The 23,209-nt window shown below is 43.0% G+C and carries 25 protein-coding genes and 2 tRNA genes; 10 read left to right on the plus strand and 17 right to left on the minus strand.

The window, feature by feature from the left end:
• Window positions 1-18: 18 nt before the first annotated feature.
• From KKF75_03630 to KKF75_03645, 4 genes are all read right to left on the minus strand, one after another.
• Window positions 19-723 (minus strand): RluA family pseudouridine synthase, encoded by a 705-nt coding sequence (locus KKF75_03630; GenBank protein MBU4381282.1) that lies wholly within the window; start codon window positions 721-723, stop codon window positions 19-21.
• Between the two features lie 3 nt (window positions 724-726).
• A complete protein-coding gene (locus tag KKF75_03635) occupies window positions 727-894 on the minus strand; it encodes a TraR/DksA C4-type zinc finger protein (protein ID MBU4381283.1) in 168 nt (55 codons plus the stop codon).
• Between the two features lie 890 nt (window positions 895-1,784).
• On the minus strand, window positions 1,785-2,855 hold the full coding sequence (locus KKF75_03640; GenBank protein ID MBU4381284.1) for a DHH family phosphoesterase: 1,071 nt from the start codon (window positions 2,853-2,855) through the stop codon (window positions 1,785-1,787).
• Window positions 2,845-4,104, minus strand: coding sequence for an insulinase family protein (locus KKF75_03645; protein MBU4381285.1), 1,260 nt, complete (start codon window positions 4,102-4,104; stop codon window positions 2,845-2,847). The genes KKF75_03640 and KKF75_03645 overlap by 11 nt, the downstream gene beginning before the upstream one ends.
• Before the next feature lie 21 nt (window positions 4,105-4,125).
• Between KKF75_03645 and efp the strand changes: the two genes are divergently transcribed.
• Together efp and KKF75_03655 are read left to right on the plus strand one after the other, a co-directional pair.
• Entirely contained in the window at window positions 4,126-4,683 is a 558-nt protein-coding gene (efp, locus tag KKF75_03650; GenBank protein MBU4381286.1) for an elongation factor P, read from the plus strand.
• A 211-nt stretch (window positions 4,684-4,894) separates the two neighbouring features.
• Window positions 4,895-5,371 carry a hypothetical protein gene (locus KKF75_03655; protein MBU4381287.1) on the plus strand — a complete coding sequence of 159 codons (477 nt, stop codon included), beginning with the start codon at window positions 4,895-4,897 and terminating at the stop codon, window positions 5,369-5,371.
• 148 nt (window positions 5,372-5,519) lie between these two features.
• Here KKF75_03655 and KKF75_03660 read toward each other — a convergent pair whose 3' ends face one another.
• The 3 genes from KKF75_03660 to dnaB all read right to left on the minus strand — a co-directional run bounded on the left by KKF75_03660 (window position 5,520) and on the right by dnaB (window position 8,259).
• On the minus strand, window positions 5,520-6,692 hold the full coding sequence (locus tag KKF75_03660; protein MBU4381288.1) for an ATP-binding protein: 1,173 nt from the start codon (window positions 6,690-6,692) through the stop codon (window positions 5,520-5,522).
• 66 nt (window positions 6,693-6,758) lie between these two features.
• A tRNA-Leu gene (locus KKF75_03665) sits at window positions 6,759-6,844 on the minus strand.
• Between the two features lie 104 nt (window positions 6,845-6,948).
• Window positions 6,949-8,259, minus strand: coding sequence for a replicative DNA helicase (dnaB, locus tag KKF75_03670; protein MBU4381289.1), 1,311 nt, complete (start codon window positions 8,257-8,259; stop codon window positions 6,949-6,951).
• Window positions 8,260-8,325: 66 nt separating this feature from the next.
• On the opposite strand from dnaB, the gene KKF75_03675 reads away from it, so the two are divergent.
• Complete coding sequence (locus tag KKF75_03675; GenBank protein MBU4381290.1) at window positions 8,326-8,913, plus strand: MBL fold metallo-hydrolase; 588 nt, start codon at window positions 8,326-8,328, stop codon at window positions 8,911-8,913.
• 65 nt (window positions 8,914-8,978) lie between these two features.
• The gene (locus KKF75_03680) at window positions 8,979-10,349 is read left to right on the plus strand and encodes a TGS domain-containing protein (GenBank protein MBU4381291.1); all 1,371 of its coding nucleotides are present in this window, start codon (window positions 8,979-8,981) and stop codon (window positions 10,347-10,349) included.
• A 14-nt stretch (window positions 10,350-10,363) separates the two neighbouring features.
• Here KKF75_03680 and KKF75_03685 read toward each other — a convergent pair whose 3' ends face one another.
• The gene (locus tag KKF75_03685; protein MBU4381292.1) at window positions 10,364-11,029 is read right to left on the minus strand and encodes a transposase; all 666 of its coding nucleotides are present in this window, start codon (window positions 11,027-11,029) and stop codon (window positions 10,364-10,366) included.
• A 140-nt stretch (window positions 11,030-11,169) separates the two neighbouring features.
• Between KKF75_03685 and hisS the strand changes: the two genes are divergently transcribed.
• The 3 genes from hisS to KKF75_03700 all read left to right on the plus strand — a co-directional run bounded on the left by hisS (window position 11,170) and on the right by KKF75_03700 (window position 13,946).
• Window positions 11,170-12,477 (plus strand): histidine--tRNA ligase, encoded by a 1,308-nt coding sequence (gene hisS, locus KKF75_03690; protein ID MBU4381293.1) that lies wholly within the window; start codon window positions 11,170-11,172, stop codon window positions 12,475-12,477.
• 769 nt (window positions 12,478-13,246) lie between these two features.
• Window positions 13,247-13,531 (plus strand): hypothetical protein, encoded by a 285-nt coding sequence (locus KKF75_03695; GenBank protein MBU4381294.1) that lies wholly within the window; start codon window positions 13,247-13,249, stop codon window positions 13,529-13,531.
• On the plus strand, window positions 13,524-13,946 hold the full coding sequence (locus tag KKF75_03700; GenBank protein ID MBU4381295.1) for a PIN domain-containing protein: 423 nt from the start codon (window positions 13,524-13,526) through the stop codon (window positions 13,944-13,946). Before KKF75_03695 ends, KKF75_03700 begins: the two co-directional genes overlap by 8 nt.
• 80 nt (window positions 13,947-14,026) lie before the next feature.
• On the opposite strand, the gene KKF75_03705 is transcribed toward KKF75_03700, so the two are convergent.
• Together KKF75_03705 and KKF75_03710 are read right to left on the minus strand one after the other, a co-directional pair.
• A tRNA-Thr gene (locus KKF75_03705) sits at window positions 14,027-14,096 on the minus strand.
• Between the two features lie 763 nt (window positions 14,097-14,859).
• Window positions 14,860-15,621 carry a hypothetical protein gene (locus tag KKF75_03710; GenBank protein MBU4381296.1) on the minus strand — a complete coding sequence of 254 codons (762 nt, stop codon included), beginning with the start codon at window positions 15,619-15,621 and terminating at the stop codon, window positions 14,860-14,862.
• Window positions 15,622-15,715: 94 nt separating this feature from the next.
• Between KKF75_03710 and KKF75_03715 the strand changes: the two genes are divergently transcribed.
• Window positions 15,716-16,747: a DMT family transporter gene (locus KKF75_03715; protein MBU4381297.1), complete on the plus strand. Its 1,032-nt coding sequence runs from the start codon at window positions 15,716-15,718 to the stop codon at window positions 16,745-16,747.
• Here KKF75_03715 and rpmE read toward each other — a convergent pair.
• Entirely contained in the window at window positions 16,645-16,956 is a 312-nt protein-coding gene (gene rpmE / locus KKF75_03720; GenBank protein ID MBU4381298.1) for a 50S ribosomal protein L31, read from the minus strand. The genes KKF75_03715 and rpmE overlap by 103 nt on opposite strands.
• 212 nt (window positions 16,957-17,168) lie before the next feature.
• Here rpmE and lexA point away from each other — a divergent pair, with 212 nt between their 5' ends.
• Both lexA and KKF75_03730 read left to right on the plus strand, forming a co-directional pair.
• Window positions 17,169-17,789, plus strand: a complete 621-nt coding sequence (gene lexA, locus KKF75_03725; GenBank protein MBU4381299.1) for a transcriptional repressor LexA — start codon at window positions 17,169-17,171, stop codon at window positions 17,787-17,789.
• A gap of 8 nt (window positions 17,790-17,797) precedes the next feature.
• On the plus strand, window positions 17,798-18,733 hold the full coding sequence (locus tag KKF75_03730) for a PCRF domain-containing protein (GenBank protein ID MBU4381300.1): 936 nt from the start codon (window positions 17,798-17,800) through the stop codon (window positions 18,731-18,733).
• A gap of 88 nt (window positions 18,734-18,821) precedes the next feature.
• Here KKF75_03730 and KKF75_03735 read toward each other — a convergent pair whose 3' ends face one another.
• The 6 genes from KKF75_03735 to rpsF are packed head-to-tail and all read right to left on the minus strand — an operon-like array spanning window position 18,822 to window position 23,151.
• Window positions 18,822-20,060: a S41 family peptidase gene (locus KKF75_03735; protein ID MBU4381301.1), complete on the minus strand. Its 1,239-nt coding sequence runs from the start codon at window positions 20,058-20,060 to the stop codon at window positions 18,822-18,824.
• Window positions 20,061-20,070: 10 nt separating this feature from the next.
• The gene (locus tag KKF75_03740) at window positions 20,071-21,063 is read right to left on the minus strand and encodes a hypothetical protein (protein MBU4381302.1); all 993 of its coding nucleotides are present in this window, start codon (window positions 21,061-21,063) and stop codon (window positions 20,071-20,073) included.
• Window positions 21,064-21,075: 12 nt separating this feature from the next.
• Window positions 21,076-22,074, minus strand: a complete 999-nt coding sequence (locus KKF75_03745) for a hypothetical protein (GenBank protein ID MBU4381303.1) — start codon at window positions 22,072-22,074, stop codon at window positions 21,076-21,078.
• A 9-nt stretch (window positions 22,075-22,083) separates the two neighbouring features.
• Window positions 22,084-22,335 carry a 30S ribosomal protein S18 gene (gene rpsR / locus KKF75_03750; GenBank protein MBU4381304.1) on the minus strand — a complete coding sequence of 84 codons (252 nt, stop codon included), beginning with the start codon at window positions 22,333-22,335 and terminating at the stop codon, window positions 22,084-22,086.
• Between the two features lie 3 nt (window positions 22,336-22,338).
• A complete protein-coding gene (gene ssb / locus KKF75_03755) occupies window positions 22,339-22,815 on the minus strand; it encodes a single-stranded DNA-binding protein (protein ID MBU4381305.1) in 477 nt (158 codons plus the stop codon).
• Between the two features lie 36 nt (window positions 22,816-22,851).
• On the minus strand, window positions 22,852-23,151 hold the full coding sequence (gene rpsF, locus KKF75_03760) for a 30S ribosomal protein S6 (protein MBU4381306.1): 300 nt from the start codon (window positions 23,149-23,151) through the stop codon (window positions 22,852-22,854).
• Between the last annotated feature and the right edge of the window lie 58 nt (window positions 23,152-23,209).

Raw genomic sequence — 23,209 nt, forward strand, 5'->3', positions numbered from 1 at the left:
ATTTATGGGGTAGTACCCCTACGGGGTACTACCCCCTTGAATTTCTAGCAATTCTTTAGGTAATTTACTCGCAAAAGTTACTCTTTTACCCGTCGTTGGATGCGTTAACGAAAGCCTTGTAGCGTGCAAAAACATTCTGGGACACCACTTGCCATCTATTTTATGCCTCTTTCTTCCAGCATACAATACATCTGCCACAATCGGCATTCTCATGCTTGCCAAATGAACCCTAATTTGATGCGTTCTTCCAGTTGTGGGTACACATTTGATTAAGGAAAAATCGCCGTATTCGTTGCTAAATTGGGAGATGAGAGAAAAAGCAGTCGTGGATTCTCGCCCGCCTTGAACAATCGCCCATTTAATTCTATTTCGAGGATTGCGACCTAGCGGAGCATTGACAACTATTTCCTCTTGTAACATTTTTCCATGAACCAGCGCAATGTATTCTTTTTCGACTTCGCGGGATTTAAACTGCCGTTGCAGTTCCCCAAACGCTTCTAGATTCTTAGCAATGATGAGTATGCCACTGGTATCCTTATCTAATCGATGCACAATACCACTGCGCTCATAAAAATCCCCCACCCCCTCTACTTCCCCCCACCTCGCCCTCACCCAATCCTGAACCGTCTCTCCCCGTTGGGTTTCCGACCGATTGACCACAACCCCCCACGGTTTGTCCACAACTAATAAGCTTTTATCTTGATAAATGATTGGGATGTCCATTGCCTATTTGTTGGCGCAGGAAACACAGGTGGTAGCGTAAGGATTGGCTTTAAGCCTAGCTTCTTCTATTTTTCCTCCGCACTTTTCGCACTTGCCATACTTTCCAAGGTTGATCAGAGCAAGAGTTTTTTCTATGGTACCTTTTAATTTAGCGTACATTCCTTTTTGCATTACCAGCGACTCCTTTTCTAAATCAAAAGCCACCGCGTCTCCTTCTTCTACAGCTGTTTCTCCATCTTGATAATCCTGCTGTGACGGATCTTGCGCCTTAAGCTCGGCCTCTTCCTTTTCGATTTTTTTCTTTTTTAAAAGCAAACTTTTTCTGATGCTTTCGACAAAGCCCTTGTTTTCGACTTCTTTTGCCATATAGATAATTGTAATCAAAAACAAGACAAAGTACAAGACCACCTTTGCTATAAGCAATTTAACATCCGTAAGAACACTGTACGAGGTTAAAAAAAGAATTAGAGTAATTGTAAAAAGATAAAAATTAAGACCCGCAAAAACAAACGGTTTGAGCCTCCTCACCTTATAGACTTTAGAGCTCCTACCAACCATTAAACCTTTATCTAAAAAGTTAAAGACTAAAAACATCAAAAACCAGAAACCTCCCGAGAACAGGTCTAGAAGATTCCCATACTGCTCGAATGACCCGAAATACACAACTGCCAAAAAAATGCTTAGACCTTTAACCAAAACATCGCAGACCTTATACAAAGACCATTGACGAAAAAGCCTAATATAAATATAAGAGAAAAAAATGGCAAACACCGTTCCAAAGCAGACATCGTACCCCGCCTGCATTATGGAGTTTAAATTATAATAGCCATAAATTCTCGGGTTTAAAATTAAATAGGCTATTTTGCCAAAGAGCAAAAACGCGCCAGCCATAACAAAAAGCAAATCCACAACCTGCTCTTCCAAAAACCCCTCTCTTTTGGAAAGAAAGTAGGTAAAGTATAAAAGCAAAATCGAGCCAATTGTTAAGGCGATGTAGAAGTGCATATTGTTAAATTCTAATATCTAAACTCTAAATTCTAAACAAATTCAAAATTTAAAATTCAAACATCAAAACAGTTTTTGGATTTTGAAAATTGAAAATTATCAACCACCCCCAACACCTTTCTCTCCGCCTCTTCTAAATCTATGCCAAGCAATAGTGCTGCAGAAGCCGCCTTGTGTCCCCCACCCCCGAGCGCCTTAGCGTAAATTGATGTATCCACGCCTTTTTGCGACCTAAAACTCACATGAATTCTTTTGGGTTCTTCCTCATTTAGAGTAAAGCAAAAGTCGTATCCTCTAATATCCTTGATGGAGTCCACCGCCCCACCAACTTTATCTGGTTCAATATTGCTATCAAGGTACTCTTGATGGCTAATCTTACTATAACAAAATCTTTTCTCATCATTAAACTTAAGATTATTATAAATGATTGAGAGATATTTTTTGTTCTCTTTGGGATAATTGTAAAGCATAATGCTAGACAGTTCTTGATAATCCACGGTTGAGATAAGTTCTGCGACAATGCCAAGGAGCTTTGGAGAAATTTTCCATTTCAAATGCCCCGTGTCGGACAAAATACCCAGCAAAATCATTTTTAGAATTTTCGGGTGACACCCCAAAACAGTGCCTTTAGGGGTGTCACCCGAAAATTTCCTCCCTTCCCTAAAGATTTGGTAAATTATCTCACTCGTGGAACTAGCTGTAGTATCCACATAATTTACCCCACCAAAATAAACAAGTTTGTTTCTGACGAAATAACTATTACCGGGGTGGTGATCAAGATTAATAATCTTGAGATTTGGTGGCAAGGTAAAATTGATTTTGTTATCTTTAGTGTATCTTGCCAAATCGGTAGAATCCAAAGCCAGCAGGGTATCGTATTTGGACATATCCATTTTGTCTAACCCAGTCTCCCAATTGACAATTTTGTACTCGGGTAGCAAATCATAAAAACTCCCCATAGTATCGGCGCAAACGACTGTGGGGTTCTTGCCCATGCTTTGCAAAATGTAGTACGAGGCAAGAGCGCTTCCAAACGAATCCCCATCGGGACGGAAGTGGAGAGGGATAAGCACATGATTACTGTTTGCAAGAGCCGTTTTAACTTCAGAGAAGGTATTATTTTCCATAAACTATTTCTTCCAACCTCTCTTTATTCTTATAATTCCCTACTACTGCCAAGCTTAAGTTTTGAGGTACAAATTTTTCTTTTAAAAATTTGCTGATGTCTTCACTCGTTACCTCATCTATTTTACGAGCGTATTCTTGAGGTTCTTGCAATTTTCCTTTGAGTAGTAGATCAAAGGCGTAGTATTCGTTTAATCCCTCGGTGGTTTCTAGCCCCATATACAACCCACCTTTGATATATTCTTTGGCTCTTTCCAATTGTTTTGGTTTTATTCCCTGTTCTATAATTTCCCTAATTTCCCCTATCATCCCAACTAATGCTTCTTCCAACTTTGCCGTTGCCACCCCGGCCGACATTTTAAGTACACCGGTGTCTTGATAATAAACAGCGCTGGAACTGCAATAATACGCCAAACCCATTTTTTCCCGCAGAACCTCAAACATTAAGCTCCCCAACCCGCTTCCAATATGAGCGTTAAGAACATCAACAACTGGTGTTAGTGATGAGAGCATCCTGCAGGTTTTTATCCCCAATCTTAAATGTGCCTGCTCGCTTTGCCGAGTCTCCAACAAAATAGTTGACTGCGGATTTTCCTTTTTTTCCTCTACGGACAAACCCTGGGATTTCCACGAACCTAAATCCTTTAAATTTTTTAAAACTTGGGACAATTCCGCGTTTCCGGCAACGGCAAGGAGCGTATTTTTGGGGGCGTAATTCTTTTTAAAGTTGATAAAATTATCTCTAGTCATGCCCTTGATTGTTTCTTCGGTCCCCAAAAGCGAGCGACCCAAAACCCCCTTGCCAAAAGTTGCCTCAAAAAATAAATCTCCAGCGCGGTAAATTGGCTCGTCTTTGTGAAGTTTAATCTCCTCTAATATAACTCCTTTCTCTTTTTCCATCTCGTTGACAGGAAAAGTTGAGTTTAGGTAAATATCGCTTAAAATGTCCAGATATTTTGCCAAATGACTCTTGTTTCCCATAATAAAATAACCGGTAAATTCCTGCCAAGTAAAAGCGTTGGTTCGGGCGCCTAAAAGCTCAATTTCTCGATTGATTTCTATGGGATTGGGTCTTTTTGGCGTTCCTTTAAAAGCCATGTGTTCTAAAAAGTGAGCAATTCCCGAAACCTCCGGGGATTCTACACGACCGCCGATTGAGGTTAAAATCATTACATTGACCGTCTCGACATTGGGATTTGGGATTGTGAGAATACGGAGTCCTGTTGGCAGAGTTGTAACTTGCGGTTTCATGCGAGTATAATACCAGACTATATGCTTTCCGCAACAGAGTTAAGAAAAGGCATCGTTTTTACTCATGAGAACTCTCCCCAGCTGGTGCTGGACTATAAACATGTTAAAAGCGCTCGAGGAGGGGCAATTATCAGAGTTAAATGCAAAAATTTAAAAAATGGCGTGGTGCGCGAAATTACACTTAACAATGGAAACAAGGTCGAGGAAGCGGATATTGAACGCAAGACATTTGATTATTTATACAAGGATGCTAGCGCTGTTCACCTAACGGATGTAAAATCCCACGAACAAATTGATCTTCCGCTAGATTTGTTTGAGGGACAAGAGAAATTTCTTAAAGATGGGGTGACTGTTACAATTTTATTTTTTGAGGATACTCCCCTCTCCCCCCAATTACCCTTAAAATTAGAATTTAAAGTGGTTTACACCGAACCCGGCTATGCCGGAAACACCTCGACAACAGTTTACAAAGACGCCGAGATTGAAACCGGAGCAGTGATAAAGGTTCCTTTGTTTATTAAAATCGGTGAGACAATTTTGGTAAATACCAGCACAGGCGGGTATGTCTCTCGAGCCTAACTAAATTCCTTCCCCCGCTTTTCGGGGAGACACCCCTAAAGGCATTTGAATTCTGTTTGGGGGTGTCTCCCCAAAAAATCTTCCACTCATTTTTCCCCCAATGTCACTATAGGTTGCATTTTGGCAAATTTTGTTCTATAATCTCCCTAGTTTGATTCGAATGCCCGCGGGTGTCGTGTGGCAAAAAACCAACAACAAAAGGAGCTCAACAATGGGACGCCAAATTCTAATCGGAATACTCACCGTCTTGATTTTCATCAATGTGATGCTGACCGGAGCGTTGGTGGATGCAAAGTTCCTTCACCTCTACCACGCATGCTTACCAGAAGACTGCGACTGCAGTGCACACCCGCCCATGTCCCCGACCGAGCTTGCATCGAGACCGACCCCGCAGCCGCCGCGGGTGATTGTATCTGCAGACCAAATGTACGCCATCACAGAATACACGACGAGCAGGTTCGAGGGCGGCTACTTCTACCTGTCGGGAATCCGCGAGACGGTCCCAACGGAGTGGAGGTTTGGGCAGGACTGGTGTGACTGGTCCCAGATCAGCCCGCACCTCCACAAGGCAAAAGGTTTGACCGTGGAGGTTGAGGTGAAGAGTACCAGTCTGGTTTTCCGTGTCCCAGACACAGATAAACCAAACTGGGAACCCTACATCTGGACCTGCTACCCACCCGCCCGCTGAACCCCCGCCTAACCCGAAACCGCCGAGCGGTGTGTTAAAGAAAGTGATCTAAAAAATCACGATCCCAAACACATCTCCCGGCGGTTTAGTTTTGCAAAAAACTCACTTTTTTGTAAATTGTACTTGACAAAAACTGCAAAAGACTTTTTTAGACAAAGGCGGTAAGGAATTTGTCCGCGCTTATGACTCTAACATTACCAACCATTATGTCAATTTTGGGCTGAAACACTACTTGATACAAAAAAGGAATTCGCAGTCTCGCGCCGAAATAATTCAAATGAGAAGAGGGTATTGTGTCAGAAAGCTTTGCCTCCACCGCAAACCACGGCTTATTGTCCACCGCAACCAGAAAATCCACTTCCCGACCCTCCGCATCCCGCAGATAGTAAAGATCAGAGCGAAACCCAAAAACATCGCGCAGATAATGGACGAATTTTAATAGATGCCCCGCTACCAAGTTCTCAAACCTTGCGGACTCGTCCGAAAGAACCGACCAATCCCACAAATACAGCTTCGTCATTTTCTTCAAAGAGCGCAGCATTTTTTGCCGGAACGGGGAAAGGCGAAAATGGTAGTAAAAAAGCTCCAAAATGGCAAGATAGTTGGCAACCGTTTTGTAGGCAACTTGCAAATCCTCGCAAAGCGCGTTTACCGAAAGCAAAGACCCAACTTTCTCCGGAAGGAGGTCCGCCAAAATCTGCAAGGTGGAAACATCCCCAATATAACGCAGATCCCGAATCTCCTCCTTGATCAACCGATCCACCCGATCGCTTTGCCAGCGACGCCAAAATGTGATGTTTCTTTTCGAAAACGGTTCGGGAAACGGACCAAAGCGCGACAATCTTTGCAAAATCTTCTCCCCATCTACGAGATCAACAAAATGTAATTCCTCAAAAGGCTTTGCTCGCCCCTTAGAACCGGTAAGCTCCACCAGGCTAAAAGGGTGCAAAACATAATACCGGCATCGACCAGAAAGCGAATCTCCGCCTCGGCGATACAAATCCATTTTGGCGCTTCCCGTAACCAAAAAACTGTGTCGTTCCCCCAGTCTGTCAAACAGACCTTTAATATAGGTTTTCCAGTGCCGAAACTTGTGAAGTTCGTCAAAAATCAGCAGTTCCGCCTTGGCAGGAAACCTGTAGCCTACAATATCTTTGCGATCCGGCTGGTAATCCCAGTTAAAATAGGAAAAATTTGGATATGCAAATTTCCCAACCTGCTTTGACAAAGTAGTCTTTCCAACCTGCCTTGGTCCTCCAAGAAGCACGATTTTTTCCTTAACATCTTGGATTATTTCCTGCAAAAGATAGCGATTCTTCATACTAACTTTTTATACCAGAAGCAAAAAAGTTTGTCAACTTTTTGGAAAGCGGTAAAAATTATCTGGTGGTGCCGAAAGAGGGAGTCGAACCCTCACCCCATCACTGGGACACGATTTTGAGTCGTGCGCGTCTGCCATTTCGCCACTTCGGCTTGTATTTATAATGTATTGGTCGAAGTCATACTGAATACAATTTTGCGGATTTTGAGCCCCTGCGAAAACGGGACCGCAAAATTTAGACGGTGTGACGAGACCTTCACTCCCCCTCTCTTCTTTCTGCCTCGAAGAACTTGGTAATTGAACCCTTAAAGAACAAATCCAGTTCTCCCGTGGGACCGTTACGGTGCTTGGCAATTAATAGCTTAACATTATTTCGCGCGTCGTCGTCAGGTCGGTACAAAAACGCCACTACATCGCTGTCTTGTTCAATGGATCCGCTCTCGCGAAGATCCGAAAGTTGCGGGACTTTGCCACCGCGTTGCTCCACCGCCCGCGAAAGTTGAGCGCAGGCTAAAACTGGAACTTTTAATTCCCGCGCCAAATTTTTTAGAGCCTGGGAGATTTCGGATACTTCTTGTACTCTATTTTCTAAATTCCTCCCCCGAACCAATTGCAAGTAATCAACTATGATAAGTTTTACACCCTTATCCATATGCAACCTTCGAGCTTTAGTCCGCATTTCCATAACCGAAATTCCCGGAGTATCATCAATATATATTGGCGCCTCCGCCAAAACTCCCATGGCATCCCCCAAATCTTTAAAGTCGTCGTCAGTTAAGTTTCCAGTGGATATTTTCCAGTTGTCCACATTGCTTTGCTTGCTGAGCATCCGATCAACCAACTGATCCCGACTCATTTCCAGCGAAAAAATCCCTACAGGAAGGTTGTGTTTTACCGCCGCAAACTGGGCAATGTTAAGCGCCAATGCCGATTTACCAACCGAAGGACGACCCGCCATAATCACCAAATTAGATTCTTGCAAACCGTTTAAGAGTTTATCTAACCCCTTAAGACCCGTTGGCACTCCCCGCAAGCTTCCCTTGGTTTTATGTAGTTCTTCTATACGATCAAACGATGTTTCCAAAGTAGATCTAATGGGCACAAAATCCTGCTTTAAATACTCCTGCGAAATGCCAAACAATTGCATTTCTGCCTTGTCCAGCAACTCGTTGACATTATCGGTATTGTCAAACCCCAGCTCGCCGATAGAACCAGCAACCGAAATTAACGATCTTCTGACATAAGCATCTTTGATCAGATGGGCGTAAGCTTCGATATTTGCCGAGGTCGGAGTGGCGTTAACCAAATCCGTCAGGTAGCTTACTCCCCCCGCTTTAGTCAATTCGTCTTTGCGTTTAAGCCTTGCTGGAACTGTGACTAAGTCTATCGGCCTGCGCTTTTCGTATAATTCCAAAATAGCGCTAAAAATTATAGCGTGTTTATTTTCGTAAAAATGCTCCGGGTGTAAAAAATCGGCAACTTTAATTACCGCTTCGGGGTCAATCAGCATAGCGCCCAAAACGCTTTGTTCGCTTTCTAAATTTTGGGGAGGAAGTCTTAATGCCATAGCTCCCAGAATTTACCACAAAATCTTACTCTTGATAAGGCTTTGAGTTTGGACCATAATATAAAAATGCAAATTTATAATTTGGGCTATTCCTGCTTTAAAATAAAAGGGGCAAAGTGCGATATTTTGTGCAACCCCTACAACCCCAAAGAAATTGGGCTTTCTTACCCCAGCAAACAAACAGCCGATATTGTGGCAGTCAGCAGCAGCAAGGAAAATTTTTTAGAGCGCATTGACCCGGGGTATTTTTTAATTAACATGCCCGGAGAATACGAAATAAAAGGCGCCTATGTTTGGGGATACAAGCTTACCGCCAGCTCGCGGGCGTTTATGTTTTTAATTGACGGGTTTAAAATTGCTTACCTGGGAAAAACCAACCAAGTCTTAAGTGACGATTTAGCAGGCGAATTTTCCGAGGCCGATATTGCCATTCTTCCTATTGAATGCGAGGGTTGTTTGGACGCCGAAGGAGCCACCGAGGTGGTCAGCCAAATTGAACCTAAAATTGTTATTCCCTCCTATTATAAAACTTCCGAGGCGCCAAAAAAGTTTGTTGATGCCATGGGAAAAATTAAAACTTTGGAACTGGACAAACTGTCTCTAAAATCGCCCAGCGATTTGCCCAAGGAAACAGAGCTTGTAATTATTAAGTGAGATTATAAATTAGAGGGTTTCATTCTGTTCCTTCTGCTCCATCTCAACCCTCTAATCCCTCATTTATGCAAAAGCCCTTACCAATTATAAAAGACGCTTACGACTATGCCAAATCTACCCGGGGCAACATTACTCACGCCAAAGAAACCGTAAAAGTTTTAACCCAAAACGAAATAACTGACCCGCCAACCATTGTGACTGCCATTTTGCACGACTGCCTGTATTACGGCAAAGGAAAACTTTCCGAGATTAAAAGTTTTTTTGGAAACGATGTGGCAAACATGGTTGTGGCTCTATCTAGGATTGAAAGAATTCACCTAACTCCAAACGACCCTAAAAATCACGAAAAAATTCGTCGTGTTATTATGTCGCTATCTTCTAATTATAGAGTCTTTTTGATCAAAATCTCTTGCCGGTTAGCAAGACTTCGAGCGTGTGGAAAATCCAAAACCCCCGAGTGTTTGTTGGTAGCAAAACAAGCCTTGTCGATTGATGCCCCACTTGCCAAGGCATCATCGTTAAAAAACATTGCGGGAGAGTTAAACGATTTGGGATTTAAAATCTCCGAACCCTTAAAGTATAAACAATTGAAAAATCTTATTCTTGATAAGGAAGTTTTTTTAAAAGAACGACTTTTGGGCGTGAAGAACAAATTAGAGTTGCTAATGGAACAAGCAAGCGTTTCGGCAGCCATTTCTTTTCGTAAAAAATCCCCCTACTCCACCCATCTTAAAATTTTAAAATACCTAGAAAAACGCAAGATTAAAGAGTACGGCGTTGAGAAAATCCATGATCTTATAGGTTTAAGAATAATTGTCAGAACCGAAAAAGATTGCTACAAAGCGCTGGATGCAGTACAAAAAAATTGGGGGGTGGAAATTAGCGAATTTGATGACTACATTGCCCGCCCCAAACCCAACGGCTACAAATCTATTCATACAATTATAAAAGTGGGACAGGCGATGTATTGCGAAATTCAAATTGTAACCACAAAAATGGAAGAATTTAATAATTTTGGAGGGGCATCTCACTTAGGTTACAAAAATCCCAATTGGGTTAAGACATATATAAACAAGTTTGTTTCTGACGAAATTAAAAGCGGTGATAAAACCTCCAATTTTAATCCCTTTTCCAAAACTATTTTCACCTTTACCCCAACAGGAGACATTATAGAATTGCCAGCAGGCGCAACTTGTGTTGATTTTGCCTACAAAATTCACACCGATTTAGGTAACAGGTGCGAGGGGGCATTGGTTAATGGAATAATCAAAAAACTAGAATACGAGTTGCAAAATGGTGACGAGGTAAAAATAATCCCCTCAAAAAGAAGGCCTTCTCCAATTGCCAAATGGATTGACTTTGTCAAAACCCCCGAAGCCAAAAAGCAAATTCGCCACTACAGCAACATATTATCGGGTACTACCCGATTCGGGTAGTACCCGAATTTTTCCTATTCTAACAACAAATTATCGATGTAGGGTTTTTTGATGTCACTGTCGCCATCCAAGGGATCTATGTAAGACTCCACAAAGTCTTTATATCTTGCAACAGTCATATCGCCCAACACCTCGTCCCAACAAAGCCAACCTTCTTTTATATTTTTATTTATGTAGTAGTAGCTAGAAAATCTATAATCTTTAAGGGAATCTTTGCTCACCATTTCCAAAGGATTTAAATGGATATAGCGAGCAAGATGTAAAAACTGCTCCCCTGTTGTAATCGGGACTGCTTTATAAATCGCTTGGTAAAGTTTACCTACACGATCATTTTTTTCATTAAAATAATTAGTGTAGTTAGTACAAATCTTTTTTGTAAGATCTGTTAATCCCTCCTTTTTCTTTAATTTGACGAGCAGGTGGTAATGGTTAGGCATAAGACAAAACGCTAAAAGTGAGATTTTATCGTAAGAATAATTCGGGGTTACAAATATTGACTGTTTCGTCTTAGGATCTTTGCGTTCTAAAACAAAACCAGGCTCTAAATAACGCCTTAAATTATTAATAAAAACATGGTAATCCTCCGAATCTTGAAATATTACTCTTCGTTCTACCCCTCGGTTATAAACATGGTAATACGCACCTTCCGCAAAAACTTTATAGATGTTCCTTGATGGCATAGTTACAACATTAATATCCTATTTAGCAGAAGTCAATACCTAAAGCAAATATTCGGGTAGTACCCGAATCGGGTACTACCTTATAGCTAAAGCGCTAAATAGCCCTTTTATGCAAAACATTGTTGTAGTAAACTTACATTATGGATCAAAGTACAACCCAAACCTTAAAAGGCTTTAGGGATTTTTTACCCGAAAAAATGCGGGTGCGCAACTGCGTCCAAAAAATTCTGCAGGAGTCGTTTGAGGAATTTGGTTTTGAGCCTTTGCAAACGCCCTCTTTAGAATATGCCGAAACCTTGTTAAAAAAATACTCCGCTGAAAACGACAAGGAGACTTATATTTTTGAAGATTTGGGGAAAAGAAAGGTCGGTTTAATCTACGACTTGACTGTCCCCGTCGCAAGAGTGTTATCACAAGTTGACAATAATATTGTGATGCCGTTTAAACGCTATCAAATTCAACGCTGTTACCGCGCCGAAAAACCCCAAAGGGGTAGATTTCGCGAATTTGTCCAGTGTGATATTGATATTTTTGGAGTGACTTCGGAACTTGCCGATGCCGAAGTCTTGGCTTGCGGTTATAAAGCCACCCAAAAACTAGGATTTACTAATTTTTCTTTTTTGATTAATGATCGTAATACACTTTTTGAGATTTTGCAAAAAGCCGGTGTTTCCGAACCCAATAAACAACTTTCGGTTCTGCGCTCGCTAGATAAGTTAGAAAAGATCGGGCAAAAGGCGGTCTCCCGAGAGTTGGCATCAAAAAGATTCCCCACAGCCCAAACAGCCCTAATTTTTTCCCTTATCTCCCAGAGCAAACCCTCGGAAAACTTGATTAACATTACAAACTATGCGGTAGCTTTAGGCGTACCTAAAGAAAAACTGATCTTCTCCCCTACTCTTTCGCGCGGAGCGGATTATTATACTGGCATGGTGGTCGAAGGAGTGGTTACTGAACCCAAAATTGGTTCAATTTTGGGAGGCGGCAGATACGATAAATTAATTGAATCTTTTGGTGGCAAACCAACCCCGGCAACGGGAATTAGTTTTGGTTTTGAACGCGTTTGCGAGGTGGTGGAAGAACTCGATCTTTTAAAAAATGTCATTAATGCTTATCCCGCCAAGGTCTTGATTTGCCCCATTCTTAACAATCCTCAAGATCTCTTACCCGCCACAATGCGCGAAGCGCTTTGGGTGGGCCAAACTCTTAGACAAAATAACATCCCAACAGATATATTTTTAAAACCCCAAGACTCGTTGGCTAAACAAATAAAATACGCCAATGCTAAAAATATTCCTTATATTATGGTAATTGGATCAGATGAGGTGGAAAAAAATGTGGTATCGTTAAAAAATTTAGCCACTCGCGAGCAACAGTCGTTACCTTTAAAACAAGCTATTAAATTCATAAATCTCCCCGCCTGCCACACCAAAAGTTGTCATTGCTGACTTCTCGTGATGCAACAAGCGGGGCGAAACGGTCAACTACCCACGAGTCACGAAGAATCAGCGTCTGTCAAGAAGAAAGATGTTGACCCTACATTTGTCATCAAACTTCCCCATCTTTCCCAGGACATCGGCTCTGATTTGGTGAATGAGACCCCTCTGATCCGTGTCAGAGGAGCTGTTTGAATAGCGGACGCCAGTGACCGCCCGCCACCATCCTACACGAATGCTTCCAACGCGCCGTTCAGCAAACCCCGCCCAAACCATTTTAGATGTCATCTTACCCCTCCTGTCCACGATGTGGAAACAGTTCCACCTTAGCCTCTGCGGAAAATCCAAGAGGCTCCGTCTCGGTTCCCGTGAGAACAACTCGCTGAACCCAACCGCCTCCGAAAACGAATCTTGCTAAGCCCCTCCTTGCGAGGTCGTACACAGCAGACATGACCTCGCTTTTCCGGAGACCAGTCCTTACGCAGAGGCTTCCCAAATCTACCGCTGATCCTCCCTTAGGGAGTTTCCTCCAAACAATCTCCGATCGCATTTTGTGAACCCTCTTTTTTGCCACGGTACACCCTCCTTTTTCGCGATGGTTGGTTGGATTGACAACAACTTACTATAGGGATTTTGCTATAAAAGAAGAGAAAATGCAAGAGGAAGAACGGCAAATGCACGATTAGGGATAATCCCAAATTTGGGATTATCCCTATTCTAATGGGGTGAGACCCTAAAACAGCATTGACACCACAAAGATACCATGATATTAATCATATCAATGAATAATACAAACCAAAGAGACAAAATAATTACCACCAATGTTAGATTCCCAGAGTCACAATGGTTACAAGTAAAAGTAGAGGCCGCCGAAATGGGCTTTAGCATCAACCAATACATTAACCGTATTATCGAACAAAGCTCTATGCAAAAACGATTGGCTTTAACCATTAAAGATAACAAATCCCCCGCTGTTTCATTCTGGAACTTACCAAAAATTGCCAAAAAATGGTCTAAACGAAAAGTATTAGAGATGTCAGAAGAAGATAAGATAATTTATGCCTAACAAATCAAAGGAAACCCTCTTTATAGATACAAGCTTTTTTAAAGCAATGTTAGATTCGTCCGACGACTTTCACAACAAAGCAGTAAAAACATTGAGTACAATCGAAAAAAACGGCAACCCACTTGTTACAACAAATTACATTTTAGATGAGGCATTTACATTAATTAGACAAAGGATGGGAGTTGGGGCATTAAAAATATTTAGAGAGGCGCTATTACAAAACGAATGGAGATTAAAAGTAGCCCGAACAACAATTCAAGATGAAGAAAATGCTTGGGATTATATGCTTAAAGACTGGAGTAATTTATCTTTTACCGATTGTGTATCTTTTGCAGTAATGAAAAGGCTAAGTATACAACACGCCTGCACATTTGATTCTCACTTTTCCAGCGCGGGCTTTTCCACGGTTCCCTAAAAAATAAAACCACCTTGCAGGTCTTTAAACGCCAGTGTTTAAACGCCAGTGTTTAAAGATTATTCCTGCAAGGTGGTCAAAGCGGATGGCGGGACTCGAACCCACAACCCAGCGATACCATCGCTGTGCTCTACATTGAGCTACATCCACAACGAAAAAAACGATTTCTGGTTCCCCGGGTGGTCTCGTAAGTGCCCCTGTGGCACTCCTTACACACCATCTCCCTGTCTAGCACTAAACATGACAGGGCGTTTTCCGTTAAACTACGGGGGTGATGTGATTACCTAGCTAGCCGCGCTCGCAGACGCCTCCCCTAGAGGCCGAGAGCGGACACTTTCCGCAGTTTCCGTTTCTCCCTTCGGGACAACCCTGCCCCAGAGGGAGTGCGCAGTGAAGCTCGAGGTAGCGCACCTCGCTACCACGCCGTTGCTTTTTGGCCCTCGCCCGAGGGCGGCGCGGCGGCGTCGTCTGCCGACGCACCGGCGGTCTACGGGTCGGTTGATCTAACTCCTGCAGGGCACGCTCGTGACGGACGAGGTTCTTACACATTTGGGGCTCCTTCCCTACGAGGAAACAAATTACGGGAAAAGCTCCCGCAAGCTCCGTAAAAAACCGGAAAAAATGAACCTACTAAGCAGATTCACTCTTTCCGATTCATTAGGGACGATCCCTAATACAATTCCGATCAAATGCCTCTTAAGGGATCGTCCCTAAAAAGGCAAAACACGCCAGGGGGCGCATTCATCGTTATAGCCATAGTCTCTTGTAAGTCTCTTCCATCTCGTAAATGGCTATTGAGGGGTATTCTACCCCACCTTTTAACACTATGTCAACCTTTTTTAAAGAAAAAACTTAAAGCGCCTTGTTGGTCGGAAATGCATCCCGTAACCAAAAAGGCGCTTCTTCTAAAAAACTAGAACGGCTCGCCCGAGATTGGTCTCTTCGGGGTAGAGACCAGCGAGATGAATGTCTTCGACATTGGCACTTGGCAGGTAAAGGTTACCTTCCAGACATAAAAAACTGATTGAGCGCTCTCCCGATAAGAGTAAGCGAACACGCCTACTCTCCTACCCTGAACCCAACCCACCACCACTGGGGGAATCTCTGCCTCCCCATACCCCCAGGCAGTACCCACATAGTCCCCATTGACCACCCGCACCCGACCGATTTCAGCCCACCCGGAGGATGGGACTTCCACGGTCAGAACGAAGTCGACAAAATCTCCTGCGAAATCGGGACTGGAAGGCTTGGGAAGAGCCAGCCCCACCAACTTGCAGGAAATAGCGTCCTTGGGAACCCATCCGTAGGATCCCACATAGCCACTCTTCTTCCCTGGATCAGACCTGTCCAAAGTTCCGAACAGATCTGGGTAGTTGGGGTCCATGGCCTTCCAGGGCGCCTGCATCACCGCCGCGGGGTCGCGCAGCTCCACTACTCGGACCGCCACCGAATCCGCTCCCGCGGGAGCGACAACCCCCAGCTCCTCTACCCCCAAAACTTCCGGGAGTGGGGAGATTGAAATTTCCTGCGCCCGAGCGGGTGCAGGAACGAGAAACGACGACACTACCAGTACCAGCAAAACTACGATTTTCGCTTTCACTGTTTTCTCTCCTTTGCGAGAATTGTGAAATGGGATTAAATTGCACACCCCGTTGGGTGGCAAACGAACCCTCATTTTACAACAAAAACACCCCCCAGTCAATCCTATAGTTAGAAACTCCCTAAATTTTGCTCTTGTTTAAGACCTCCTTTCCTCTTAAACTAATCTCATGACCAACCGCAAAAAATCCCTCATCGCCCTCGCCTTGGTAACCCTGATCTGGGGAGGCGCCACCCCAGTGATCAAACTGGGTTTAAACAGCCTTCCCACCTTTACTTTTTTATTCATCAGACTTGCGATCTCCTCAATTGCGGTGCTTCCAATTCTGCTTGTTAAACTCAAGAAAACCCCTCTCAAACTCCCGCAAATTCCGGCGCTTTTTTTTATCCCGTTTTTTGGTCAAACAATATCTTTGGGACTGGTTTTTTTGGCGCTTGATCGCACTTCGGCGCTCGACGGAGCGATTCTGGGATCAATGAGTCCTATTATGATATCGATTGCGGGAGTAATTTTGTTAAATGAGGTTATTACGAAAAGAGAAAGAGTGGGAACAGCAATTGCCCTTGTGGGATCGTTGATAATTATTTTTCAGCCTTGGGCAGAATCAGGATTTTCTTTGCATGACGGCTTTAGAGAAAAACTTTTGGGAAATGTTTTAATGGTAGGCTATCTTCTTGCCAACACCGCCTATACTATCGCCACTAAAAGATATTTTAAAAAATACCCTAAAACCGATCCGTTTATTAAAATTTCGCTGGGATTTATTGTTGGAGCCATCACCTTCTTTCCCCTTTCGATGCTCGAGTTGTCTTCTTTGACCACAGTCTCCGGGATCGCGGCGCTGACTTTTCCCCCGTTGACCGCTATACTTTCCCTGCTTTACATGGCAATTTTTTCTGGTGTTATCGCCTATTTCTTATACGAGATGGCATTAAAATATATTGAGGCTTCAGAAGCCAGCGTCTTTACCTACCTGCAACCGGTTATTGCCATCCCCGCTTCTTTTATCTTGCTGGGTGAAGTTCCGACAGGAGTGTTTATGATGGGCGGGGCGGTCATAGCAATGGGAGTATATTTAGCAGAAACCAAAAAATTCCCCTACTTCCCCGCTTCTTTTAAAAGGTCTTTCAAAGACTTAACTCCACTCATCACTTGCTTTTTTTCTATTTTTTTAACCATTTTAGCTTTTCGCTCTTCTTGAACTTTTTTGGCAACATCTACTTTGCGCTTAAACCTCTCCACCCGCCCCTCAGTGTCAATAAACTTTTCTTTGCCAGTATAAAACGGATGGCAGGCGCTACAAACATCTACCCTGATTTCGGGCAAAATTGATCCCGTGATGTAAGAGTTGCCACAAGCGCAAACCACTTTGCAGTCATTATAATATTTGGGATGGATGTCAGGTTTCATATATCAAATATTGTCGCGGGAGATTGTACCAATTTTATCCTTCTAAAACAAGTTCTTTTTTTCATAAGGGACGATCCCTAATGGAAATTAGACATTAGAAATTAGGAATTAGAAATTTTTAAAATTCCCTCTTGACACTTCGTGATTGTTTCGGATAGATTGGGTATATTAGTAGAATTTAGATTTTCGGGTGACACCCGAAAAATGAACATATGCCTGTTACCTTATATAAACGCCAACGCCAAATTATGGATTATATTAAACAATATATCCAAAAACAAGGTTTCTCCCCCACATTACAAGAAATTGCCAACGCCATGGGGGTCTCCTCCCTTGCCACCGTTCACGAGCATTTGCAAGCGCTCGAAAAAAAAGGCATTATTAAAAAATTCCAAGGCGCAGTTAGGGGTCTGCAAGTTCTAGACCAAAAAATTAACGCCGCGCTAGATGGAATCGAGATACCACTAGTCGGCATGATTGCCGCAGGATCGCCGATTGAGGCTATCGAAGATCCCGCAACTACCATTACCATTGCTCCAGCCATGGTCTCGGAAAAAGCTCGCACCTTTGCCCTGTTGGTTCGCGGTCAAAGCATGAAAGATATGGGAATATTAGATGGCGACTTCGTTATCTGCGAGCAAAAAAGTTACGCCAATGCTGGAGATGTGGTGGTAGCGCTTTTAGAAAACGAGATGGCAACGCTAAAAAGGTTTTACCGCGAAGGAAAAATGGTAAAACTGGTTCCCGCCAATTCCGAAATGCTACCAATTTTGGTACCAGAGGATAAAATAAAAATCCAAGGGGTTGTTAAAGGTGTCATAAGAAGGTATTAATTTTCTTCATGGATTACCTTGAGATTGAAAAAAATAGAATAGACTTAAAAATACTCGAAGCGAAAAAACTTTTGCTTGATCCTGCTTTGGCAGAACTTGCCAAGGAGGAGATTGCAAGGTTAGAACAAGAGAAAACGGAATTAGAAAAAGGGGGTAGTCCGCCTTTGGCGGACTACCCCAACGATTCTGCACCTTCTTCCCTCTCCAATCCCTCTAATTCCCCTTATCCCTCTACTCCCTCTAGTTCGTGTATTTTGGAAATAAGGGCAGGAACCGGGGGCGACGAGGCCAGCATTTTTGCCAGCGAGCTTTTTAGAATGTATCAAAGGTACGCCATAAACCAAGGTTGGAAGATAAATTTGCTAGGAGAAACCAGCGCTAAGATAACAGGCGAGGGGTGTTTTGACAAATTACAGTTTGAGTCGGGGGTCCATCGTGTCCAACGGGTACCACAGACAGAATCCAGTGGCAGAATCCATACTTCCACGATAACTGTGGCAGTTTTGCCCGTAGTCACTCCAAAGGAAGTGGAAATTAAGGATGCTGACTTGATATTTGACTCGTTTCATTCCGGCGGTCACGGCGGGCAGAATGTTAACAAGGTCGAAACCGCCGTTCGGATTACTCACAAACCCACGGGAATTGTGGTTTCCTGCCAAGAGGAACGCTTTCAACTCAAAAATCGCGAAAAGGCTCTGGAAATGCTTCGCTCTAAACTTTATCAAATGATGCAGGAACAACACCAAACCTCTGTCAACAACCTACGAGCAACGCAAGTGGGAACTGGTGACAGAACCGAAAAAATAAGAACCTACAACTTTCCGCAAAATAGAATCACCGATCATCGAGCCGGCTTAAGCTGGCACAATATTAAGGGGGTAATGGAGGGGGAGATTGAGAGGGTGTTGAGTGATCTTGAGGAGAAATTGTTAACCAAAGAATAAACTCTAAATTCTAAGCGCTAAATCCTAAACAATATCAAAACTCAAAAATCAAAATACAAAATTTGTTCTGAACATTAGAATTTCGGATTTAGAATTTACTCTCCGCAATCTCGATCGCCTTCTCCAATTGCGCGTCCTTTGTTATATCATTCTCATCATTTTTAATCTCGTAATCTGGAGTTAAACCCACCTTGTGAACCCAAGTTTTATTAGGAGTCAGCCATTTGGCAATCGTCACATGAACACTTGCCCCGTCCTCAAAATCTTCGGAGTCTTGAATTGTCCCCTTGCCAAAACTTGTCTCGCCAACCAGTTTTGCCCCCTGGCGATCCCGCAAAGCTCCAGCTAATATTTCGGACGCCGAAGCGCTTCCACCGTTGATGAGAACTACCACAGGATATTTTGTCAGCAACCCCTTGCGCATGACATCAAGCGAAATTTGCGCTCCATTGGCATCCTCTTGATAAACCACCGGCCCCTTGTCTAAAAATTCGCTGGCTAGGTAAACTGAACCATTTAAGTACCCACCGGGATTATTGCGCACATCCAGAATTAGCGATTTTAAATTTGGCATTACCCGGACTATCTCGGCAACCACTTTGTCCCAATCGCCATTGGTATTTTCGCCAAATGTCGAAACTTTTATGTAAGCAATCCCCTGCCCTTTATCCTGCCATTCCACTGACTTAATTACAATTTGACGACGAACAATCGCGACATCAAAAGGCTGGTTGCTAGCTGACGGCTCTCCTCTTAGAATATTGAGCGTAACCGTGGTATTTTTAGGTCCCCTAATTTTAGCCACCGCTTCGGAAAGCGACAGCCCTAGGGCGTTTTCCCCGTCAATTTTTAGGATTTTATCCTTGGGACGAATTCCCACCAATTGCGCTGGCGATCCTTCTAGTGGCGAGACCACAATAATCACATCGTTATCGTCTTTTCCCAGTTCCGCGCCAATTCCCTCGTACTGCCCATTTAAAGCCGAAGCAAAAGAAGCGTTTTCCACAGGCTCTAAAAATGAAGTGTAGGGATCTCCTAAAGAATTGGTCAGTCCTTTGATAGCACCGTAAACCATTTTTTGACCGTCTAGCGGTCTTAGCAAGTACTTAGTGTTTAAAATGTCCCAAACTTTCCAAAACTCGTCAAAAGCAACCGTTGTTTCCCCAACTGGAGCCACCATTTGCCTTCGGGTTACAGTAATGGGAATGGATTTTTTGCGGTCGTACTCTACCTCAAATCCCCTACGACCGAAGTAATATCCGCAACTCGTTGCGGATATTAGAAGAAGCAGAGCAAGCAGTATTTTTTGAAAGAGTTTATAAGACATTTTTAAATTTCTAACCTCCCACCACCCCCAGATTCTCCACCGGCAATTCAATTTTTTCTTTCTTCTCCCACATTTCCACTTTTACCAGCCCTTTTTCCTCATCACAAGAAATCACTGTACCAAAAAAACCATAATAGGGAAAGGAGAATATTTGCACCGCTTGCCCTCTTTTTACATCCACAAACGGTACGCTTTTTGTAGAACACCACCCCTGCTTACCCGACTCGGGGATAATCAGTTCCCGTTCGCAAGCGCGCAAGACCACAAACCGCGACTGCACCGACTTTAAGTAATCAAAAACCAAAGGACTTAAAGGAATTTTTCCAAACCCCTCCAAGACCAAAACTGGTGGGCAGTCCCCTTTGAGATTATTAAAAAGCGCCAAATTGCAACTTCCGCAAACAAAACCTTCCACCCCCACAGCTCGTCCTTTGGCATAAGCCTCGCGAGTCAAGTGCCCGCAAACCACTATTTTTTCGGCAAGTTCGTTTTCAAAATTCTCCTGTTTTAAGTTATCGTTATGCTCACCAAAAACAAGAAGCTCCGCCCCCACCTCGGCTCCGTAAGATGCCACCCCGCGAACCCTTAAAGCGCGAGTGGTAATTAAAACCCCCCGACCCTCAATGACTGCGGTTACAAACCCTGGAACCCCCGAAATTAGCTCAAATGGACGACTAGGCTTGCGGATAAAGATTTCTTTATTTACCGCATCGGTTTTAATTATGTATCCGGTAAAAGGACTTTTTGTTGACACCTCCAACCCAAATGCCCGCTTGGAGCTTGCCACGACCTCGCCTTGGCTAATATAATTTCCGCGTTTTTTAACCAAATCGCCATCGTAGGTAAAAGACTTTTCTTCCAGCATGACTTTGCAATCACCAATCCGATCAAAAGATTGCACCACGGCTCCTTTTTTTATAAAAACATTGCCCTCACAAGGCATGGATCGTTCAATCAGCGCCTCGGGATCGATAAAATATTTATTAAGAAATAAAGCTTTCACTTTATAGAGCTTTCATATAACTTTGGTTTCCAAAACTCTCTTCAGCTGTTCTGTCTCTTTTAGGGTATAGGATTTGGACATAAAACCCGTCAAAGGACGCGGGCGGGCGTCAATTACCAAGCCATAGGATCCCCCACCTACTTCAAATGTTAAGCGTTTTTTGCCTTTTATTTTTAAAATAACTTTTACCAGATCTTTTTCGGCAATGGGAACAAAAAACACCCCAGCATTTTTAAAATCAAAAGACTGGTTTTTTCCCAACCCGAAGTCAATCTCCCCCTCTGTGGCGTTTGGAACAACCAGAGCTGTTACTGTTGTATTAAAAGGATTCTTAAGCAAAAAAGCCTCCGCCAGCGACTTGTCGTAAAAAGAAAGGGTGGCAAGGCAAGATAAGGAATCTTTTTCGTCAAAAGCAATCCTCCAAACTCCCGGCAGATTAAAGGAGTTTAAAACAGCCAGCATCAGTCGCGAAACCCCCCCGTAAAAAAACGGATAGCTCCCCGAAATAATAATTTTATCAGCGCCAGAGATTACTTTTAAATAAGCGTTATTTATAGCAAACTTTATTTTAGAAAAGCTTACCGCATTTTCTAAAGATATATCATAGGGATTGCAAGGGGTTTTTGGTCCGTACAAAAGCCTGTTTTGCCAAGCGTTTTCCGCCTGTTGCGAGTTGGGTTCCAAAAAAAAGTAATTAAAATAGTCGGTTTCTACTATTTTAAGCTCCTGGGTTCCTTCTGGCGTATAAATTCTTTTATCGCCAATCCAGATAAAAGGATTAGGAATCGCGGTTTTGTTTAACGCTTGTTCAAATGTTGCTGGAGCGGATATTTCGGGATTAGAAGACACCACATACTTTTGAGTAGCCTTACCAACCAAATCGTCAACTAAAATTTTTTGCGAGAAGATTGGCTGGGGAATTGGCGTATAGCTTGTAGTAAACGAAAGAGTTTTCTCGTCAACAAAAAAATTGGCGGACCAAAAAAGTCCCATGTGGCAGGCAAGAATCATAGAATGATATTAGCGCACTTCGTGGCGTTCTGTAAATGGCAGAAGTCCCATAATCCGAGCCTTCCTAATCTCACGAGAGACTGCCCGTTGCAAAGATGCCGAAACTCGAGTTAATTTGCGAGGCAAAATTTTGTGGCGATCGCTTAGGAATTTCTTAAGTTGCGCGGTGTCTTTAAAAGAGACATCGCCAACTTTGGGAAGCGGTCCTACATCTACAAACTTTTTCTTAAGAATGAGTTTTTTCTTTTTTTTCTTTTGCATTTCCTAAAAAGGAATTTCCTCTCCCGCCACATCTTCTTTAACTTCTTTTGATTCGGTCTTTTCCTCTTTTGACGCTTCTTCGGGTTCTACAACTGGCGCTTCCACCGGCTCTTTGGCAACTGTTTCCGTTACCATACCCCCTGTTCTTCCCCGCTCTAAAACCACCATATCGTCGGCAACTATCTCGGTTTTGTAGTGTTTTGCCCCACTGGTGTCATCCCAATTCCTAGTTTGCAATCTCCCCTGCACAAAAACTCGGGTCCCTTTTTGTAATAATTGTGAGCAAAGTTCGGCTAATTTGTTCCAGGATACAATATTGTGAAATTCGCTCTCTTCGCGCACTTCGCCTCTTTCGGTTTTCCAGCTTCTATTTGTAGCAACCGCAAAACTTGTGACCGCGCTTCCTGACGGCGTATATCTCATTTCGGGATCGCGGGTTAAATTTCCCAAAACCATCGCCTGATTTATAGATCGTGACATTTATATAAAGTTTGCGCCAAAAGATAAAAGCTGTCTTTATCTTTTAACCTTGGGCTTTGACTTTTTAGCAACAGTGATTAAACTTCTAATAATATTTTCTTGCAACTTAAGCTTTTTGACAAAGTTGGCGTATTCTTTTTTGGGAAGGTTAAACAGTACCGTAGCGTAAATACCCTCCACATCTTTGTTTATCTTGTAGGCAAATTTTTTCTTTTCGGCTGGTTCTTCTTTAACAACCTTACCGCCAAGGGAAGAAATGAGAGCAACCAGTTTAGCTTGCTCTTCTTTAACAGTCGCTGTTGATTTTAAGATATATGTCAGTTCGTACAATTGCATACTGGGTGGGATATTAGCAAATGAAAGGTGGACTAGCAAGCTTTTGTTTGTTGTGGTA

Source organism: Patescibacteria group bacterium (assembly GCA_018896215.1).
Taxonomy (GTDB): domain Bacteria; phylum Patescibacteriota; class WWE3; order 0-14-0-20-40-13; family 0-14-0-20-40-13; genus JAHINB01.

What these genes read in the sequence shown, in the direction of transcription:
- KKF75_03710 (MBU4381296.1), bottom strand. Translation starts at nt 15,621, where the DNA reads ATGAGGGTTCGTTTGCCACCCAACGGGGTGTGCAATTTAATCCCATTT.
- KKF75_03655 (MBU4381287.1), top strand. Translation starts at nt 4,895, where the DNA reads ATGGGACGCCAAATTCTAATCGGAATACTCACCGTCTTGATTTTCATC.
- KKF75_03730 (MBU4381300.1), top strand. Translation starts at nt 17,798, where the DNA reads ATGGATTACCTTGAGATTGAAAAAAATAGAATAGACTTAAAAATACTC.
- KKF75_03735 (MBU4381301.1), bottom strand. Translation starts at nt 20,060, where the DNA reads ATGTCTTATAAACTCTTTCAAAAAATACTGCTTGCTCTGCTTCTTCTA.
- KKF75_03680 (MBU4381291.1), top strand. Translation starts at nt 8,979, where the DNA reads ATGCAAAAGCCCTTACCAATTATAAAAGACGCTTACGACTATGCCAAA.
- rpsF (MBU4381306.1), bottom strand. Translation starts at nt 23,151, where the DNA reads ATGCAATTGTACGAACTGACATATATCTTAAAATCAACAGCGACTGTT.
- KKF75_03675 (MBU4381290.1), top strand. Translation starts at nt 8,326, where the DNA reads ATGCAAATTTATAATTTGGGCTATTCCTGCTTTAAAATAAAAGGGGCA.
- rpmE (MBU4381298.1), bottom strand. Translation starts at nt 16,956, where the DNA reads ATGAAACCTGACATCCATCCCAAATATTATAATGACTGCAAAGTGGTT.
- KKF75_03635 (MBU4381283.1), bottom strand. Translation starts at nt 894, where the DNA reads ATGCAAAAAGGAATGTACGCTAAATTAAAAGGTACCATAGAAAAAACT.
- efp (MBU4381286.1), top strand. Translation starts at nt 4,126, where the DNA reads ATGCTTTCCGCAACAGAGTTAAGAAAAGGCATCGTTTTTACTCATGAG.
- KKF75_03695 (MBU4381294.1), top strand. Translation starts at nt 13,247, where the DNA reads ATGAATAATACAAACCAAAGAGACAAAATAATTACCACCAATGTTAGA.
- KKF75_03645 (MBU4381285.1), bottom strand. Translation starts at nt 4,104, where the DNA reads ATGAAACCGCAAGTTACAACTCTGCCAACAGGACTCCGTATTCTCACA.
- rpsR (MBU4381304.1), bottom strand. Translation starts at nt 22,335, where the DNA reads ATGCAAAAGAAAAAAAAGAAAAAACTCATTCTTAAGAAAAAGTTTGTA.
- KKF75_03660 (MBU4381288.1), bottom strand. Translation starts at nt 6,692, where the DNA reads ATGAAGAATCGCTATCTTTTGCAGGAAATAATCCAAGATGTTAAGGAA.
- KKF75_03630 (MBU4381282.1), bottom strand. Translation starts at nt 723, where the DNA reads ATGGACATCCCAATCATTTATCAAGATAAAAGCTTATTAGTTGTGGAC.
- KKF75_03700 (MBU4381295.1), top strand. Translation starts at nt 13,524, where the DNA reads ATGCCTAACAAATCAAAGGAAACCCTCTTTATAGATACAAGCTTTTTT.
- ssb (MBU4381305.1), bottom strand. Translation starts at nt 22,815, where the DNA reads ATGTCACGATCTATAAATCAGGCGATGGTTTTGGGAAATTTAACCCGC.
- KKF75_03715 (MBU4381297.1), top strand. Translation starts at nt 15,716, where the DNA reads ATGACCAACCGCAAAAAATCCCTCATCGCCCTCGCCTTGGTAACCCTG.
- dnaB (MBU4381289.1), bottom strand. Translation starts at nt 8,259, where the DNA reads ATGGCATTAAGACTTCCTCCCCAAAATTTAGAAAGCGAACAAAGCGTT.
- KKF75_03745 (MBU4381303.1), bottom strand. Translation starts at nt 22,074, where the DNA reads ATGATTCTTGCCTGCCACATGGGACTTTTTTGGTCCGCCAATTTTTTT.
- KKF75_03640 (MBU4381284.1), bottom strand. Translation starts at nt 2,855, where the DNA reads ATGGAAAATAATACCTTCTCTGAAGTTAAAACGGCTCTTGCAAACAGT.
- hisS (MBU4381293.1), top strand. Translation starts at nt 11,170, where the DNA reads ATGGATCAAAGTACAACCCAAACCTTAAAAGGCTTTAGGGATTTTTTA.
- KKF75_03685 (MBU4381292.1), bottom strand. Translation starts at nt 11,029, where the DNA reads ATGCCATCAAGGAACATCTATAAAGTTTTTGCGGAAGGTGCGTATTAC.
- lexA (MBU4381299.1), top strand. Translation starts at nt 17,169, where the DNA reads ATGCCTGTTACCTTATATAAACGCCAACGCCAAATTATGGATTATATT.